Genomic DNA, 13,151 nt, shown 5'->3' on the forward strand with positions numbered 1-13,151 from the left:
AGATCTACGCCGACGGAGTCGCGATGGTGCAGCTTCTCGGCCCGCAGGACCGTCTGCTGCGGATGCTCGAGAGGGAGCATCCCGCCGTGCAGGTCCTCGTCCGCGGCAACGAGATCACCCTGAGCGGCGCGACTGCGGCAGTCGGAAAGGCGCGCTCCCTCGTCGACGAGCTGCTGGCCATGACCAAGGCCGGGCACGATCTCGTGCCGAGCGACGTCGCGAACTCTGCTCGGATGCTGCGCACCGAGGGCGGGCCCCGCCCGAGCGAGGTGCTCGGCGAGGCGATCCTGTCGACCAGGGGCAAGGTCATCCGACCGAAGACCCTCGGGCAGAAGGAGTACGTCGACGCGATCGAGGAGAACACGATCGTCTTCGGCATCGGTCCTGCCGGCACGGGAAAGACCTACCTGGCGATGGCGAAGGCCGTGCAGGCGCTGCAGCGCAAGGAGGTCACGCGGATCATCCTCACCCGTCCCGCGGTCGAGGCGGGGGAGCGGCTGGGCTTCCTTCCAGGAACGCTCACCGACAAGATCGATCCGTACCTGCGACCGCTGTACGACGCGCTGAACGAGATGATGGATCCCGAGATCGTGCCGCGTCTGATGGCGACGGGGACGATCGAGGTCGCTCCGCTGGCGTACATGCGAGGGCGGACGCTCAACGATTCGTTCGTGGTGCTCGATGAGGCGCAGAACACCACACCCGAACAGATGAAGATGTTCCTGACGCGGCTCGGCTTCGGCACGAAGATGGTCGTCACCGGCGACATCACGCAGGTCGACCTTCCTCAGGGCTCGTCAGGGCTGAGGCTGGTGACCCGCGTCCTCGGCGACATCGAGGACATCCACTTCTCCCGTCTCACCAGCGACGACGTCGTGCGCCATTCGCTCGTCGGTCGCATCGTCGACGCGTACAGCGAGTACGACGAACGTCGCACCGCGCAGCGATTCGAGCGCGAGCAGGCGGCGGAGTTCGCGAACCGCGCCGAGCGCCGCGGCGCACAGCGCCCGGGGCCGCGGGACCGGATGCCGAAACGAGGGCTGTCATGATCGAGATCAACAACGAGTCGGCCATCGACGTCGACGAGACGGTGCTGCAGCGGCTGACCGACTTCAATCTCGCGCAGCTTCACGTCAGTCCCGACGCCGAGGTGGCCATCGTCCTCGTCGACGAGGGCGCCATGGAAGCCCTCCACGTGCAGTGGATGGATGAGCCGGGCCCGACCGACGTGCTGAGCTTCCCGATGGACGAGCTGCGCCCCGGCAGCGAGGATCGCCCCACGGCGCCCGGGCTGCTCGGCGACATCGTGCTCTGCCCGCAGGTCGCGGAAGCGCAGGCACAGGCGGCCGGGCACTCGCTCATGGACGAACTCATCCTGCTCACCACGCATGGCCTGCTGCACCTGCTCGGGTTCGATCATGCCGAGCCCGAGGAGGAGCGCGAGATGTTCGGTCTGCAGCGCGAGCTCATCGAGGGCTTCGCCGCGTCCGAACACCGACGATGACGGCGGCGTTTCTTCTCGTCGGCGCGGTCCTGCTCGTCGCGTTCGGCGGTCTGATGGCGGCGATCGACGCGGCCTTCGGTGTCACCTCTCGCTCCGACCTCGAGGAGATGGGGTCGGAGGGCCGAAACGCCGGGCAGCTCGCAAGGATCGCGGCCGACCCCGACGCGCACGTCAACGCGGTCGCGTTCATCCGAGTGCTCGCCGAGACCACAGCGGCGGTGCTCGTCACCGTCGCCTTCACCGACATCTTCAACAACATCTGGTGGGCGATGCTCGCCGCCGCCGTCCTGATGACGGGCATCACGTTCGTCCTCGTCGGCGCGAGCCCCCGCACGTTCGGCCGTCACCACGCGGATCGCATCCTCCGCGCCAACGCGCCGATCGTGCGAGGGCTTCGCATCCTGCTCGGGCCGCTCGCGCAGGCGCTGGTGATCCTCGGAAACCGGGTGACGCCGGGGACGGGGCGCAGCTCGTTCACGTCCGAGGAACAGCTGCTGAGCATGGTCGACGAAGCGGCATCCAACGACCTCATCGAAGCCGACGACCGCGACCTCATCCATTCGGTCTTCGACTTCACGGATCAGTTCGTCCGCGCCGTCATGGTGCCGCGCACCGACATGGTGACCGTCGATGCCACCGCTTCCACGAGCGAGGCGATGGCGCTGTTCTTGAACCGGGGCGTCTCGCGGATGCCGGTCGTCGACGATGATGCCGATGACGTGGTCGGCGTGCTGTATCTCAAGGATCTCGTGCAGTTCGCGTTCCGTGATGAGAACGCGTGGCGCAATGCCTCGGTACGACCCATCGCGCGGCCGGCGACGTTCGTGCCGGAGTCGATGCGGGCGGAGACGCTGCTTCAGCAGATGAAGCGCGATGCCGTTCATGTCTGTCTCGTCGTCGACGAACACGGCGGCATCTCGGGCCTCGTGACCCTCGAAGACCTCATCGAGGAGCTCGTCGGCGAGATCTCAGACGAGTACGACCGCGTCTCGTCCGAGATGGTCGAGCTCGGCGACGGACGATATCGCGTGAACGCGCGGTCGCCGTTGGAAGACGTCGGCGACCTGTTCGGCCTGGAGCTCGGGGACGACGATGTCGACTCGATCGGCGGCCTGCTCGGCAAGGCGCTCGGGCAGGTGCCTCAACCGGGATCGACCGCGACGATCGACGGACTGGTGCTGACCGGCGGCGCTTCCCGCGGCCGGGGCCGCGGCATCGCGACCGTGTTCGTCGAGCGCGCCTCGACGGACGTGGAAGGATCTGAAGATGACTGACCAGATGCGAAGCGGCTTCGTGACGTTCGTGGGGCGGCCGAACGTGGGCAAGTCCACGCTCACGAACGCGCTCGTCGGCGAGAAGATCGCGATCACCAGCGAGAAGCCGCAGACCACCAGGCGGGCCATCCGCGGGATCGTGAATCGCCCGCAGGGACAGCTCGTCATCGTGGACACTCCCGGTATCCACAAGCCGCGCACGCTTCTCGGGGAGCGACTGAACGATCTGGTGGAGCAGGTGCTCGGAGACGTCGACGTCATCGGGTTCTGCGTTCCCGCCACCGAGAAGGTCGGCCCCGGCGACCGCAGGATCGCCGCGTCGCTCGATGGTTATCCTCGCGCCAAGAAGATCGCCATCGTGACCAAGACGGATGCTGCCGGGCGGGACGAGATCACCGAACGCCTGCTGGAGGTGGATTCGCTCCGCGAGGATTGGGCTGCGGTCATCCCGTTGTCTGCTCTCACGCGAGACCAGCTCGAGGTCCTCTGCGACGAGGTGCTGTCTCTCATGCCTATGGGGCCTGCGCTGTACGGCGAAGGCGTGACCACGGACGAGTCGGACGCGGACCGTATCGCCGAGATCATCCGCGAAGCAGCACTCGACGGTGTGCGTGACGAGCTGCCGCACTCCATCGCCGTCGTCCTCGATGAGATCTCACCGCGCGAGGGAAGCGACCTCACCGACGTGCACGCGTCTCTCGTCGTGGAACGGGACAGCCAGAAGGCGATCATCATCGGCCACAAGGGAAAGCGACTGCGTGATGTCGGCGCCCGCGCCCGGGCGGGCATCGAGGAGCTGATCGGCACCCGGGTGTTCCTCGGCCTGCACGTGAAGGTCGCCAAGGAGTGGCAGCGGGATCCCAAGCAGCTCGGCAGGCTCGGATTCTGACGGACGAGGCGGCTATTCGGTCGTCCGCAGCGCCGGCGTGACGATCACGACACCCTCGCCGTACTCGGCGTCTGCGGCATCCTGGATCGTGCCGTCATCCCACACCACTCCCAGCCAGACGTAGCCGCGCTCCGTCCATACGCTGAGCGCATCGGGTCCGAGAGCGGCGGCGACCTCATCCTGGATGCGGGTGAGCTCCGCCTCGTCGGTCGAGCCGTCCCTGCCGTCCGTCGGATCCTCGGCGGCCGGTGGGTCGAACAGCGCGAGCGGGATCGGTGGATCCGTGTTCGTGAATCGCTTCCCGTCGTAGGTGCCGCGGATCGCATACGCGCCCCACGTGACGTCCCCACTCGTCTCCCTTCCCTCGACACCGTCCCAGCTCCAGTCGTCGATCGGGATGCCGAGGCACTGCGGTGGATAGGACTCCATGATCGCTCCGAGGCAGAGCTGCACATCGCCGCCGGCGTCGATCACCGTTCCTGTGCCCGAGACGGGACCGGGGGGAGGGGCGGGCCGCGCGTCTTCAAGGCTCTGTCCCGAGGCCGGCGAGTTCGTCGGTGCCGCGGATCCGGGGGCGGCGGCGCACGCACTCAGGACGAGGAGAGCCACGACGGATGCTGCGGCGAGGAGGTAGCGGTGCTGCGATGTGCTCATGCCTGGGAGTGTCGAGTCGGGCTCGATCGTCTCAACGTCGTCGGATCGAACGTCGCCTCCTGCTAGCATTGCCCCATGCCTTTCGGCGGTCTGCTTCTTCTTAGCTGCCGCGACGAGTCCTGAGAGCTAGGGCCTTCCTCGTCGCGGCGCTCGTGTTGGCCCGATCATTCGACGAAGAGAAGAAGCCCCATCATGCAGAACACTCAGCGCTCGTCTGCGATGCCGATCCACAAGTACCGGCCGTTCCACGAGCAGATCAACGTCCACCTGCCGGACCGCACCTGGCCCGACGCCCGCATCACCCAGGCGCCTCGGTGGTGCGCCGTCGACCTCCGTGACGGCAATCAGGCGCTCATCGACCCGATGTCGCCCGAGCGCAAACGCGTCATGTTCGAACTGCTCGTCGGTATGGGATACAAGGAAATCGAAGTCGGTTTCCCCTCGGCCAGCCAGACCGACTTCGACTTCGTGCGCCAGCTCATCGAAGAGGATCTGATCCCCGACGACGTCACGATCCAGGTGCTGACGCAGGCCCGCGAGCATCTCATCGAGCGCACCTACGAGGCCATCGCCGGCGCCAAGCAGGCGATCGTGCACCTCTACAACTCCACGAGCGTGCTGCAGCGCGATGTGGTCTTCCGCACCGACAAGCAGGGCATCATCGACATCGCCCTCGAGGGTGCGCGGCTGTGCCGCGAGTTCGAGAAGCGCATCCCCGAAACGCAGGTCTTCTACGAATACTCCCCGGAGAGCTACACCGGCACCGAGCTGGAGTTCGCCGCCGACATCTGCAACCAGGTGATCGAGGTGTTCGAGCCCACGCCAGAGCGCAAGGTGATCATCAACCTGCCGGCGACCGTCGAGATGGCGACGCCGAATGTCTACGCCGATTCGATCGAGTGGATGAGCCGTCATCTGAATCATCGCGAGAACGTCATCCTGTCGCTTCATCCGCACAACGATCGCGGAACCGCGATCGCCGCCGCCGAACTCGGTTACATGGCCGGGGCCGATCGCATCGAGGGCTGCCTCTTCGGAAACGGCGAGCGCACCGGCAACGTCGACCTCGTCGCTCTCGGCATCAACATGTTCACCCAGGGGATCGATCCACAGATCGACTTCAGCGACATCGACCAGGTCAAGCGCACGGTCGAGTACTGCAACCAGCTGCCGGTTCCCGAGCGCAGCCCCTGGGCCGGCGATCTCGTCTTCACCGCCTTCAGCGGATCGCACCAGGACGCGATCAAGAAGGGCTTCGAGGCGATGGAGGCCCGGGCCGCGGCCGAGGGCGTGTCGGTCGACGAGATCGAGTGGGCGGTGCCATACCTCCCGGTCGACCCGAAGGATCTCGGCCGCTCCTATGAGGCGGTCATCCGCGTGAACTCGCAGTCCGGCAAGGGCGGGGTGGCATACCTGCTGAAGGCGGATCACGCGATCGATCTGCCGCGGAAGCTCCAGATCGAGTTCTCCGGCGTGGTGCAGGCGAAGACGGACGAAGAGGGCGGCGAGGTCACCAGCGACGCGATCTGGGGCATCTTCAGCGATGAGTACCTGCCGGCCGCCGACGCGTCGGCCAAGTGGGGTCGGTTCGAACTGCTCGCAACCCAGACCCGCAGCGACATGTCGGGCGAAGTCGTGCTCGACGTCGTGCTCCGCGACGACGAGCAGCAACTGGCGGTCTCCGGCTCCGGCAACGGACCGGTCGCCGCGTTCGTCGAGGTGCTGCGGGCGCAGGGATTCGACATCACGGTCTACGACTACGTCGAGCACGCCCTCAGCGCCGGCGGTGACGCGCAGGCGGCCGCCTACGTCGAGCTGCAGGTGGGAGACCAGCGGCTCTGGGGCGTCGGCATCGACGGCGACATCTCGACGGCGTCGCTCAAGGCGATCGTGTCGGGTGTGAACCGGTCGATCCGCTCGCGCCAGCACGAGCTCGCCGGGGTCTGAAGCACGTCCCTTCCCGCGCTCAGGGCTTGACGATCGGAATGGTGCCCGTCTCTGCCGCCACCTTGCGGCGGTAGAGACGGCGCTGTTCCGGAAGCGAGAGATCGAACATCACCGCGAGCACCCGGATGATCGCCGTGACGACGATGCCGATGATGCCCGCCACCGCGAGGTTCACTCCGACCGCGTGCGAGATGACGATCGCGGTGCAGCCGAGGCCCGCTGCCACGGCGTAGAGCGAACCGACGTGCATGATCGCGACCGGCAGCCCCATGATGACGTCTCGGAGGACGCTGCCACCGACGGCTGCGCATACACCGATGAACACAGCGGGCACCGCGGGAACGCCCAGTCCCAGCGCCTTGCTGGTGCCGAATGCGCCGAACATCCCGATGACGACCGCGTCGAGGCCGACGATGATCGCGTTCGCGCGGTGAAGCAGGCCGGCCAGCAGCATCCCGATGATCGCGGCACCTCCTGCCGTGACCAGGTACCAGTTGTTCTGAAGCGTCGCGGGCGGCTGCCCGAGCAGCAGGTCGCGGATGAGTCCTCCGCCCATCCCGATGAGGATGCCGATGATCGCGACGCCGAGCAGATCGAGGCGGCGCTGGCCCTGGAAGCCGGACGCGAACATCGCACCCTGAATGCCGCCGAGCCCCACGCCCAGGAGGTCGGCCCAGAGGGGAATGAAGAACTGCGGTTCGGTCACCCGCCTATTGTCCCGCACGGAGGATAATCGAACGGTGCCCACCTATCGAGATGAAGCGGTGATCCTGCGCACTCACAAACTGGGTGAGGCCGATCGCATCGTCACCATGCTCTCTCGCCGGCACGGGAAGGTCCGCGCCGTCGCGAAAGGCGTCAGGCGCACCTCGTCGAAGTTCGGTTCTCGCCTGGAGCCGTTCATGGTGGCCGACGTGCAGCTCTACCAGGGCCGCTCCCTCGACATCGTGCAGCAGGCGGAGTCGCTCGGTTCGTACGGCGCGGAGATCGCGGCGCACTACGACCGGTTCACCTCTGCGAGCGCGATGGTCGAGACGGCGGACCGGTTGAGCGATGCAGAAGCCACCCCGCAGCAGTACCTGTTGCTCGTGGGAGGGCTGCGGGCCCTCTCTCGCGGCGAGCATGCACCACGCAGCATCCTGGATTCATATCTTCTGCGCGTGATGGCGCTGTCGGGTTGGGCGCCGTCGCTCGACGACTGCGCTCGGTGTGCCGCTCCCGGTCCCCATACCGCGTTCGTCGGTCAGCTCGGCGGACTGGTGTGCCCCGAATGCGCACCCGCCGGCAGCCCGCGGATCGCCGAGACGACGTTGGCGCTGCTGAGATCGCTGATGGCGGGGGAGTGGGAGGCGGTGGACGCCGCCTCTCCGGCGGCGACGGCCGCGGCATCCGGACTGGTCGCCGCGTACGCCCAGTGGCATCTCGAGCGCGGCATCCGCTCGCTCGCCCATATCTCCGAACCGCCTCGGGAGGGAGCACGGTGACCCCGAAGCCGTATACGCACAGGGATGCCGTGGCGTATCGCCCGCTGGACTGGACAGGGCTCCATCCACCGGAGTTCCGGGCGGTTCCGGAGCACGTCGCGATCGTCATGGACGGCAACGGCCGATGGGCGAATCGGCGGGGCCTCAGCCGGATCGAGGGTCACAAGGCGGGCGAGGAGGTGCTGCTCGATGTCGTCGCCGGTGCGATCCAGGCTGGCGTGAAGCACCTGTCGGTCTACGCGTTCTCGACGGAGAACTGGGCGCGCTCTCCCGACGAGGTGCGCTTCCTCATGGGCTACAACCGCGATGTGCTGCATCGACGGCGGGATCAGCTCAATGAGTGGGGTGTGCGTGTCCGCTGGGCCGGCCGCAAGCCGCGACTGTGGGGCAGCGTCATCAAGGAGCTGCAGTACGCCGAACAGCTCACCGAGGGCAACGACACGCTGACCCTCACGATGTGCGTGAACTATGGCGGCCGGATCGAACTCGTCGACGCGATGCGTGAGATCGCAGAGGACGTCGCGGCCGGCAGGGTGAAGCCGTCGGCGATCTCGGAGAAGATGATCCGTCGGCACCTGTACGTGCCGGACATGCCGGACGTCGACCTGTTCCTGCGGAGCTCCGGTGAGCAGCGCACATCGAACTTCCTGCTGTGGCAGTCGGCCTACGCCGAGATGGTGTTCCTCGACACGCTGTGGCCGGACTTCTCCCGCGAGGAGTTGTGGCGGGCCATCGGCGTCTACCTGTCGCGGGATCGCCGCTTCGGCGGCGCCGTCGACGCCCCGGGCGCTTCCGGCCCCTGAGAGCGGGCCTGCAGCCACCGCTCGGTCTCGCGGGGGTGGCGCAGACGCACGACCGTGAGGTGAGGGTAGTCTTCGACCACCTTCGGCATCCGCTCCGCCCATGTGTGCAGGGTGTCGGTCTGCCAGCGCAGGATGTTCTCCTCCGGAGCTCCTCCGATCATCCGCCAGATGGGCTTCTCGACGTTGCCGTTCCACAGCGGCGTGCGCAGGATGCCGCGACCGAGCGTGCGGCGCAGGAGCCGCGTGCGCACCACGCGATAGGGATAGTCGAGCCACAGCAGCAGCTGGGCGCGGGGCGCCAGGATCGTGTCGGTGCCCTTGCTCGTGTACTGCCATTCGGTGACCCATCGATCCTCGGCGGCGAAGGCGCGCACATCGTCGAGGAACGACGGGCGAGGGACCCATCCGGGGCCGTGGTAGAGGGCGTCGATCTCGATATGCCGCACACCCCACAGCTGCTCGATGTGGCGGGCGAGGGTCGTCTTGCCGGATCCGGAGACGCCGGCGATGAGGATGCGGTCCGGCTGCACTGGGAGGGGATCGTCGGCAGAGAGCATCCGTGGATTCTACCGGCGGAATACCTCCGTGGTTCATACGGTTGGATGAATGTGTGAGTGAACCCATCTCGATCGACGTCTGGTCCGACATCGCCTGCCCATGGTGCTACATCGGCAAGCGCAATCTCGAGACGGGCCTGACTGCGGTCGCGTCCGACGAGGACGCGCCGGAGGTGACGGTGACGTTCCACTCGTTCGAGCTCTCGCCCGACACTCCCGTCGATTTCGACGGTGACGAGGTCGATTTCCTCGCGGGTCACAAGGGGATGCCGCGCGAGCAGGTCGAGCAGATGTTGACCCATGTCACCGGTGTCGCAGCGTCTGCGGGTCTGGAGTACCGGTTCGACCTGCTCCAGCACACCAACACAGTCAAGGCGCATGAGCTGCTGCATTTCGCGAAGGCTGAAGGACGTCAGCACGAGATGGAGGAGCGGCTGATGTCGGCCTACTTCACCGAGGGCCGGCATGTCGGCCGTATCGATGACCTCGTCGAGCTCGCCGCCGAGGTGGGGTTGGATGCGGATCAGGCGCGAGAGGCTCTGGTCTCTGAGCGCTACCTGCCGGCTGTCCGTCAGGACCAGGATCAGGCTCGCGCATACGGCATCCAGGGGGTTCCGTTCTTCGTCATCGACGGTCAGTACGGCATCAGCGGCGCTCAGCCGCCCGCTGCTTTCGAGAACGTGTTGCGGGACCTCTGGGCCAAGCGCGGTGCCGGTGAGTCCGAGGTCGCGGCCGTCTGAGCGGTTGGTCCGCGAGTGACCGGCGGCGTCGAACACGGGGCCTCTCGCTGGGGTGAGGGATCATGAGAGAGTGACCTCTTACCAGCGCCCGTCGATCGATGCGCTCGTCTTTCGCGACGCCGACGGGCAGATCATCGAGTACGGGGATCGGTGGAGCGGTTCACCACCGGACGATACGTACTCGGTCGTGACGCATCCGGACCGGTTCGCGCCGCTCCACATCGTCGCCGACGCACTCATCGCGTATCTGCGCGACTCGTGCGATGTGGAAGTGGTGGATGACATGGGGGCAGCGTCTGATCTCCTCCACTCGACACCAGGAGTGATTCGTGCCGTGCGCGTCCGGGCAGTCGACCCGGCGTGCGCAGCGCTGACTTTCGTGTTCACCGACTACCCCGCCGTGGTCGTGCACGCCGGTGTGCTGCACGACTTCCGCTACCCGGTCTGCGGCTGCGACGCCTGCGATTCCGATTGGGCGACGGAAGCAGATCGCCTCGAGCGGGACGTGCTGGCAGTCGTCGCGGGGCGCTACCGGGAAGCCGTCGGAAGAGGACGCCGCCCGTCGATCGGTTACTCGCTCACCTACCCCGACGGCGCTTCGTCCGGACTATCTCGCGCTCGAGACATCCCGGCGGAAGGTGTCAAGGCTGCGAGGTCCGCCCTCCGAGGCCGTTCCGCCGAGTGGGCCGCGTGGCCCCGCAGGACGTCAACTTCCTGAACAACGTGCCGCCCCGGGTGATGGATCGCTGCTAGAACGGCGCGACCATGTCGCTCTCGTCGTCGGTGAAGGTGACGGTGTTTTGCGGTGGTGGGTGGTCGGTGTAGGTGCGGCCGGTGGGGCTGGTCCAGGTGTACACGCCTCCGTGGAGGTGTTCGACGTGCCAGGGGGTGTGGTGTTTGAGGGTGTGGTGCCTTCGGCAGAGGGCGCCGAGGTTCGTGTCGGTGGTGGGCCCGCCGTGCGCGGCGTCTCGGGTGTGGTCGAGGTCGCTGTCGCGGGCGGGCATTCCGCAGGTCGGGAACCGGCAACGTTGATCCCGGGCGGTCAGGTGCCGTTTGAGGTCGGCGGTGGGGCGGTATCGGTCGACGGTGAGGATGGCTCCGGTGATCGGGTGGGTGAGGATCCGGTCCCATCCGGATGCCGCCCCCGCGAGAGTCTTCGCGGTGGCGGGGTCGATGGGGCAGGTGCCGTCGAGTTCCGCCGGGGTGTCGCCCTGGCCGATGAGGGTGAGGACGGGGACCGTGATGGAGACGTGTCCGGTGATCGCGGCCAGGATACCGTCGGGGGTGTCGTGCCCGGCGGGTGTCCCGGTGAGGAGCAGGTCGAGCGCGAGATCACAGCGGGCCTGGTCGATGGTGCGGGGGTCGCGGGAGTCCTGGTCGACGGTGCTGGCCTCGTCGGGGCGCTCCGTGCCTGAGTCGACGGTAGCGTCACCGTGCCCGAGACCAGCAGACCCGACCCCGGCGAGCTCAGCAGACCCGACACCGGCGAGCTCAGCATCCGCTCGTTGCACACTTTGTGCCATCTGGGTGAGGCGGTCATACGCACCGTGCACGAGCGTCGCCGGGCCGAGCAGGCCCAGCTCCGCCATCCCGTCGGTCAGATCGTTCACCCACACGTGCCGCTGTTCCCTGGCATCCCGGTGCCGGTCTTCGAGGGGGCGGGGTTGGAAGCGTTCCGCGACCCGACGGGCAAGCCGTGCGACCCGGTTCGGCGACTCCGACTCGGCGAACTCGACCAACTGGGCCGAGTACGCATCCCGATCGGCGGGGTTTTGGAGGTGTTCGCCGGCGTCGACGATCACCCGGGCATGGTTGGCGGTGATCCGCCCGGCGCCCTGCGCCTGCCACACCAACGGAAACCGTTCCACCAGGAACGATGCGGCAGCCATCCGGCGTTGCACGGTGCGGTCGCTGACCCGCAACGCCGCCCCGAACTCCGCAGCCACCGTCCGCAACGCCAGATCCCCGAAGTCCGGGTGCCCGGCCTGCTGGGCGACCTGCAGCGCCAACCGCGCCCCGACCGCGAGCATCCCGTCCCGCGCGGCCTGCAGACTGCTGATGGTCCGCTCGATCTCCACCACCGACTCGGTGAGCGCACCCAGTGCGTCCACCTGCTCGATCGTTGCGTCCATCAGCGCCGTCATACCCTCATTACAACAGCAACCACCGACATTCAAACCCCAGATCCCCGTCGGAAAAGCAGCTCCGAGATCAAAGGATCGAAACGCCAGATCGGCAGCGCGAATCGACAGGCACTCACCCGCCGATTCCGTAACCTCTGACGTACTGCTTCGCTGCCCGCGCATGCGGTGGCGTCTCGAGCGTCGACCGGTCAGACCTAGAATCGCGAAATGGATCCGTTCGAGGTCGTCGTGCAGGGGGAGCTGTTTCGAATCACCGAACGAATCCAACCGGACGGCGGCGCGAGCTATGACTTCGCGTGGCTCAACGGCCCGGCTGACGGCACCTATGGGTTCACGGTGGCACCGTCTTCAGGTCAGCTCGCAGCGACGGAGCTCGTGACACAGGCAGGTCAGTTCGTCGAGGCGTTCTACGGATCCGGTGGCATCGGAGAGACCGACTTCCCCGGCCACGCCCCGGCCAAGGCGCGAAGCAACGACGTCGGACAGCCATAAAGAGGCGTAGAGACCGTCTCGCCGAGAACCATCCAGGCGATTGGCCGACGTGAACGCCGCTGTGTGGATCGACGCCTAGGCAACGCCGCAGCGGCCCGGGTCAGCTCCGAAGCGACGTCAGCCGCTCTATCTCACCAGCGCCGACTCGATCGCTCGAACGATCTCGGGGTCGTCGGGTTTCTGCTTCGGGCGGAAACGCCGCACCTCGCCGTCGGGCAGCACGAGGAACTTCTCGAAGTTCCACTCGACGCGCCCGGCCTTGCCACCGGCATCGGGTGTCTGCTTCAGCGCCTTGTAGAGCTCGGTGGCGTTCCTGCCGTTCACCTTCACCTTGTCGTTGATCGGGAAGGTCACCCCGTACGTGGTGGAGCAGAACTCCATGATCGCGTCGACCGACCCCGGCTCCTGGAGGAACTGGTTGCTCGGGAACCCGAGCACAGTGAATCCGCGATCGCCATAGCGGCGCTGCAGTTCTTCGAGCTGCTCGTACTGCGGCGTCAGGCCGCACTTCGAGGCCACATTCACCACCAGCACCACATCTGCACCGAGATCGTCGAGGGTCTTCTCGACCCCCTGCGCGTCTGTGAACGGGATCGAGCGGACTGCGATTTCGGTCATTTCCCCAGCCTAGATGCGCCCGCCCGCCGAAGGCCCGAGGTCTGG

General features: G+C 66.9%; 15 protein-coding genes. 10 read left to right on the forward strand and 5 right to left on the reverse strand.

What is annotated here, in order from left to right:
- Positions 1-23 precede the first annotated feature (23 nt).
- Genes RIN18_RS03895 through era form a run of 4 tightly spaced genes read left to right on the forward strand, consistent with a single transcriptional unit; the run spans position 24 to position 3,667 of the window.
- Positions 24-1,049 (forward strand): PhoH family protein, encoded by a 1,026-nt coding sequence (locus RIN18_RS03895; RefSeq protein ID WP_309102745.1) that lies wholly within the window; start codon positions 24-26, stop codon positions 1,047-1,049.
- Complete coding sequence (ybeY, locus tag RIN18_RS03900) at positions 1,046-1,504, forward strand: rRNA maturation RNase YbeY (RefSeq protein ID WP_309102637.1); 459 nt, start codon at positions 1,046-1,048, stop codon at positions 1,502-1,504. Before RIN18_RS03895 ends, ybeY begins: the two co-directional genes overlap by 4 nt.
- Positions 1,501-2,778, forward strand: a complete 1,278-nt coding sequence (locus tag RIN18_RS03905; protein WP_309102638.1) for a hemolysin family protein — start codon at positions 1,501-1,503, stop codon at positions 2,776-2,778. The genes ybeY and RIN18_RS03905 overlap by 4 nt, the downstream gene beginning before the upstream one ends.
- A complete protein-coding gene (gene era / locus RIN18_RS03910; RefSeq protein ID WP_309102639.1) occupies positions 2,771-3,667 on the forward strand; it encodes a GTPase Era in 897 nt (298 codons plus the stop codon). The genes RIN18_RS03905 and era overlap by 8 nt, the downstream gene beginning before the upstream one ends.
- 12 nt (positions 3,668-3,679) lie before the next feature.
- On the opposite strand, the gene RIN18_RS03915 is transcribed toward era, so the two are convergent.
- Entirely contained in the window at positions 3,680-4,321 is a 642-nt protein-coding gene (locus RIN18_RS03915; protein ID WP_309102640.1) for a hypothetical protein, read from the reverse strand.
- A gap of 192 nt (positions 4,322-4,513) precedes the next feature.
- Here RIN18_RS03915 and leuA point away from each other — a divergent pair, with 192 nt between their 5' ends.
- Positions 4,514-6,268, forward strand: coding sequence for a 2-isopropylmalate synthase (gene leuA / locus RIN18_RS03920; RefSeq protein ID WP_309102641.1), 1,755 nt, complete (start codon positions 4,514-4,516; stop codon positions 6,266-6,268).
- Positions 6,269-6,287: 19 nt separating this feature from the next.
- Here leuA and RIN18_RS03925 read toward each other — a convergent pair whose 3' ends face one another.
- Positions 6,288-6,974: a TRIC cation channel family protein gene (locus tag RIN18_RS03925; protein WP_309102642.1), complete on the reverse strand. Its 687-nt coding sequence runs from the start codon at positions 6,972-6,974 to the stop codon at positions 6,288-6,290.
- Between the two features lie 34 nt (positions 6,975-7,008).
- Here RIN18_RS03925 and recO point away from each other — a divergent pair, with 34 nt between their 5' ends.
- Both recO and RIN18_RS03935 read left to right on the forward strand, forming a co-directional pair.
- Positions 7,009-7,752 (forward strand): DNA repair protein RecO, encoded by a 744-nt coding sequence (gene recO / locus RIN18_RS03930; RefSeq protein ID WP_309102643.1) that lies wholly within the window; start codon positions 7,009-7,011, stop codon positions 7,750-7,752.
- On the forward strand, positions 7,749-8,555 hold the full coding sequence (locus RIN18_RS03935; protein ID WP_309102644.1) for an isoprenyl transferase: 807 nt from the start codon (positions 7,749-7,751) through the stop codon (positions 8,553-8,555). Before recO ends, RIN18_RS03935 begins: the two co-directional genes overlap by 4 nt.
- Here the strand turns inward: RIN18_RS03935 and RIN18_RS03940 are convergent.
- Entirely contained in the window at positions 8,492-9,112 is a 621-nt protein-coding gene (locus RIN18_RS03940) for an AAA family ATPase (RefSeq protein WP_309102645.1), read from the reverse strand. The genes RIN18_RS03935 and RIN18_RS03940 overlap by 64 nt on opposite strands.
- Before the next feature lie 53 nt (positions 9,113-9,165).
- Here RIN18_RS03940 and RIN18_RS03945 point away from each other — a divergent pair, with 53 nt between their 5' ends.
- Together RIN18_RS03945 and RIN18_RS03950 are read left to right on the forward strand one after the other, a co-directional pair.
- Complete coding sequence (locus tag RIN18_RS03945; protein ID WP_309102646.1) at positions 9,166-9,852, forward strand: DsbA family oxidoreductase; 687 nt, start codon at positions 9,166-9,168, stop codon at positions 9,850-9,852.
- 70 nt (positions 9,853-9,922) lie between these two features.
- Positions 9,923-10,570 carry a DUF6226 family protein gene (locus tag RIN18_RS03950; protein ID WP_309102647.1) on the forward strand — a complete coding sequence of 216 codons (648 nt, stop codon included), beginning with the start codon at positions 9,923-9,925 and terminating at the stop codon, positions 10,568-10,570.
- Positions 10,571-10,601: 31 nt separating this feature from the next.
- On the opposite strand, the gene RIN18_RS03955 is transcribed toward RIN18_RS03950, so the two are convergent.
- Entirely contained in the window at positions 10,602-11,984 is a 1,383-nt protein-coding gene (locus RIN18_RS03955) for a DUF222 domain-containing protein (protein ID WP_309102648.1), read from the reverse strand.
- A 219-nt stretch (positions 11,985-12,203) separates the two neighbouring features.
- On the opposite strand from RIN18_RS03955, the gene RIN18_RS03960 reads away from it, so the two are divergent.
- Positions 12,204-12,488, forward strand: coding sequence for a hypothetical protein (locus RIN18_RS03960; RefSeq protein WP_309102649.1), 285 nt, complete (start codon positions 12,204-12,206; stop codon positions 12,486-12,488).
- Positions 12,489-12,614: 126 nt separating this feature from the next.
- Here RIN18_RS03960 and RIN18_RS03965 read toward each other — a convergent pair whose 3' ends face one another.
- A complete protein-coding gene (locus RIN18_RS03965) occupies positions 12,615-13,106 on the reverse strand; it encodes a glutathione peroxidase (RefSeq protein WP_309102650.1) in 492 nt (163 codons plus the stop codon).
- Positions 13,107-13,151: the final 45 nt, after the last annotated feature.

This window comes from Microbacterium sp., from assembly GCF_031179285.1.
Classification (GTDB): domain Bacteria; phylum Actinomycetota; class Actinomycetes; order Actinomycetales; family Microbacteriaceae; genus Microbacterium.

Excerpts from the sequence above, each read along its gene's own strand:
- RIN18_RS03895 (WP_309102745.1), top strand. The coding sequence starts at position 24 with ATGGTGCAGCTTCTCGGCCCGCAGGACCGTCTGCTGCGGATGCTCGAG.
- ybeY (WP_309102637.1), top strand. The coding sequence starts at position 1,046 with ATGATCGAGATCAACAACGAGTCGGCCATCGACGTCGACGAGACGGTG.
- RIN18_RS03905 (WP_309102638.1), top strand. The coding sequence starts at position 1,501 with ATGACGGCGGCGTTTCTTCTCGTCGGCGCGGTCCTGCTCGTCGCGTTC.
- era (WP_309102639.1), top strand. The coding sequence starts at position 2,771 with ATGACTGACCAGATGCGAAGCGGCTTCGTGACGTTCGTGGGGCGGCCG.
- RIN18_RS03915 (WP_309102640.1), bottom strand. The coding sequence starts at position 4,321 with ATGAGCACATCGCAGCACCGCTACCTCCTCGCCGCAGCATCCGTCGTG.
- leuA (WP_309102641.1), top strand. The coding sequence starts at position 4,514 with ATGCAGAACACTCAGCGCTCGTCTGCGATGCCGATCCACAAGTACCGG.
- RIN18_RS03940 (WP_309102645.1), bottom strand. The coding sequence starts at position 9,112 with ATGCTCTCTGCCGACGATCCCCTCCCAGTGCAGCCGGACCGCATCCTC.
- RIN18_RS03955 (WP_309102648.1), bottom strand. The coding sequence starts at position 11,984 with ATGGACGCAACGATCGAGCAGGTGGACGCACTGGGTGCGCTCACCGAG.
- RIN18_RS03960 (WP_309102649.1), top strand. The coding sequence starts at position 12,204 with ATGGATCCGTTCGAGGTCGTCGTGCAGGGGGAGCTGTTTCGAATCACC.
- RIN18_RS03965 (WP_309102650.1), bottom strand. The coding sequence starts at position 13,106 with ATGACCGAAATCGCAGTCCGCTCGATCCCGTTCACAGACGCGCAGGGG.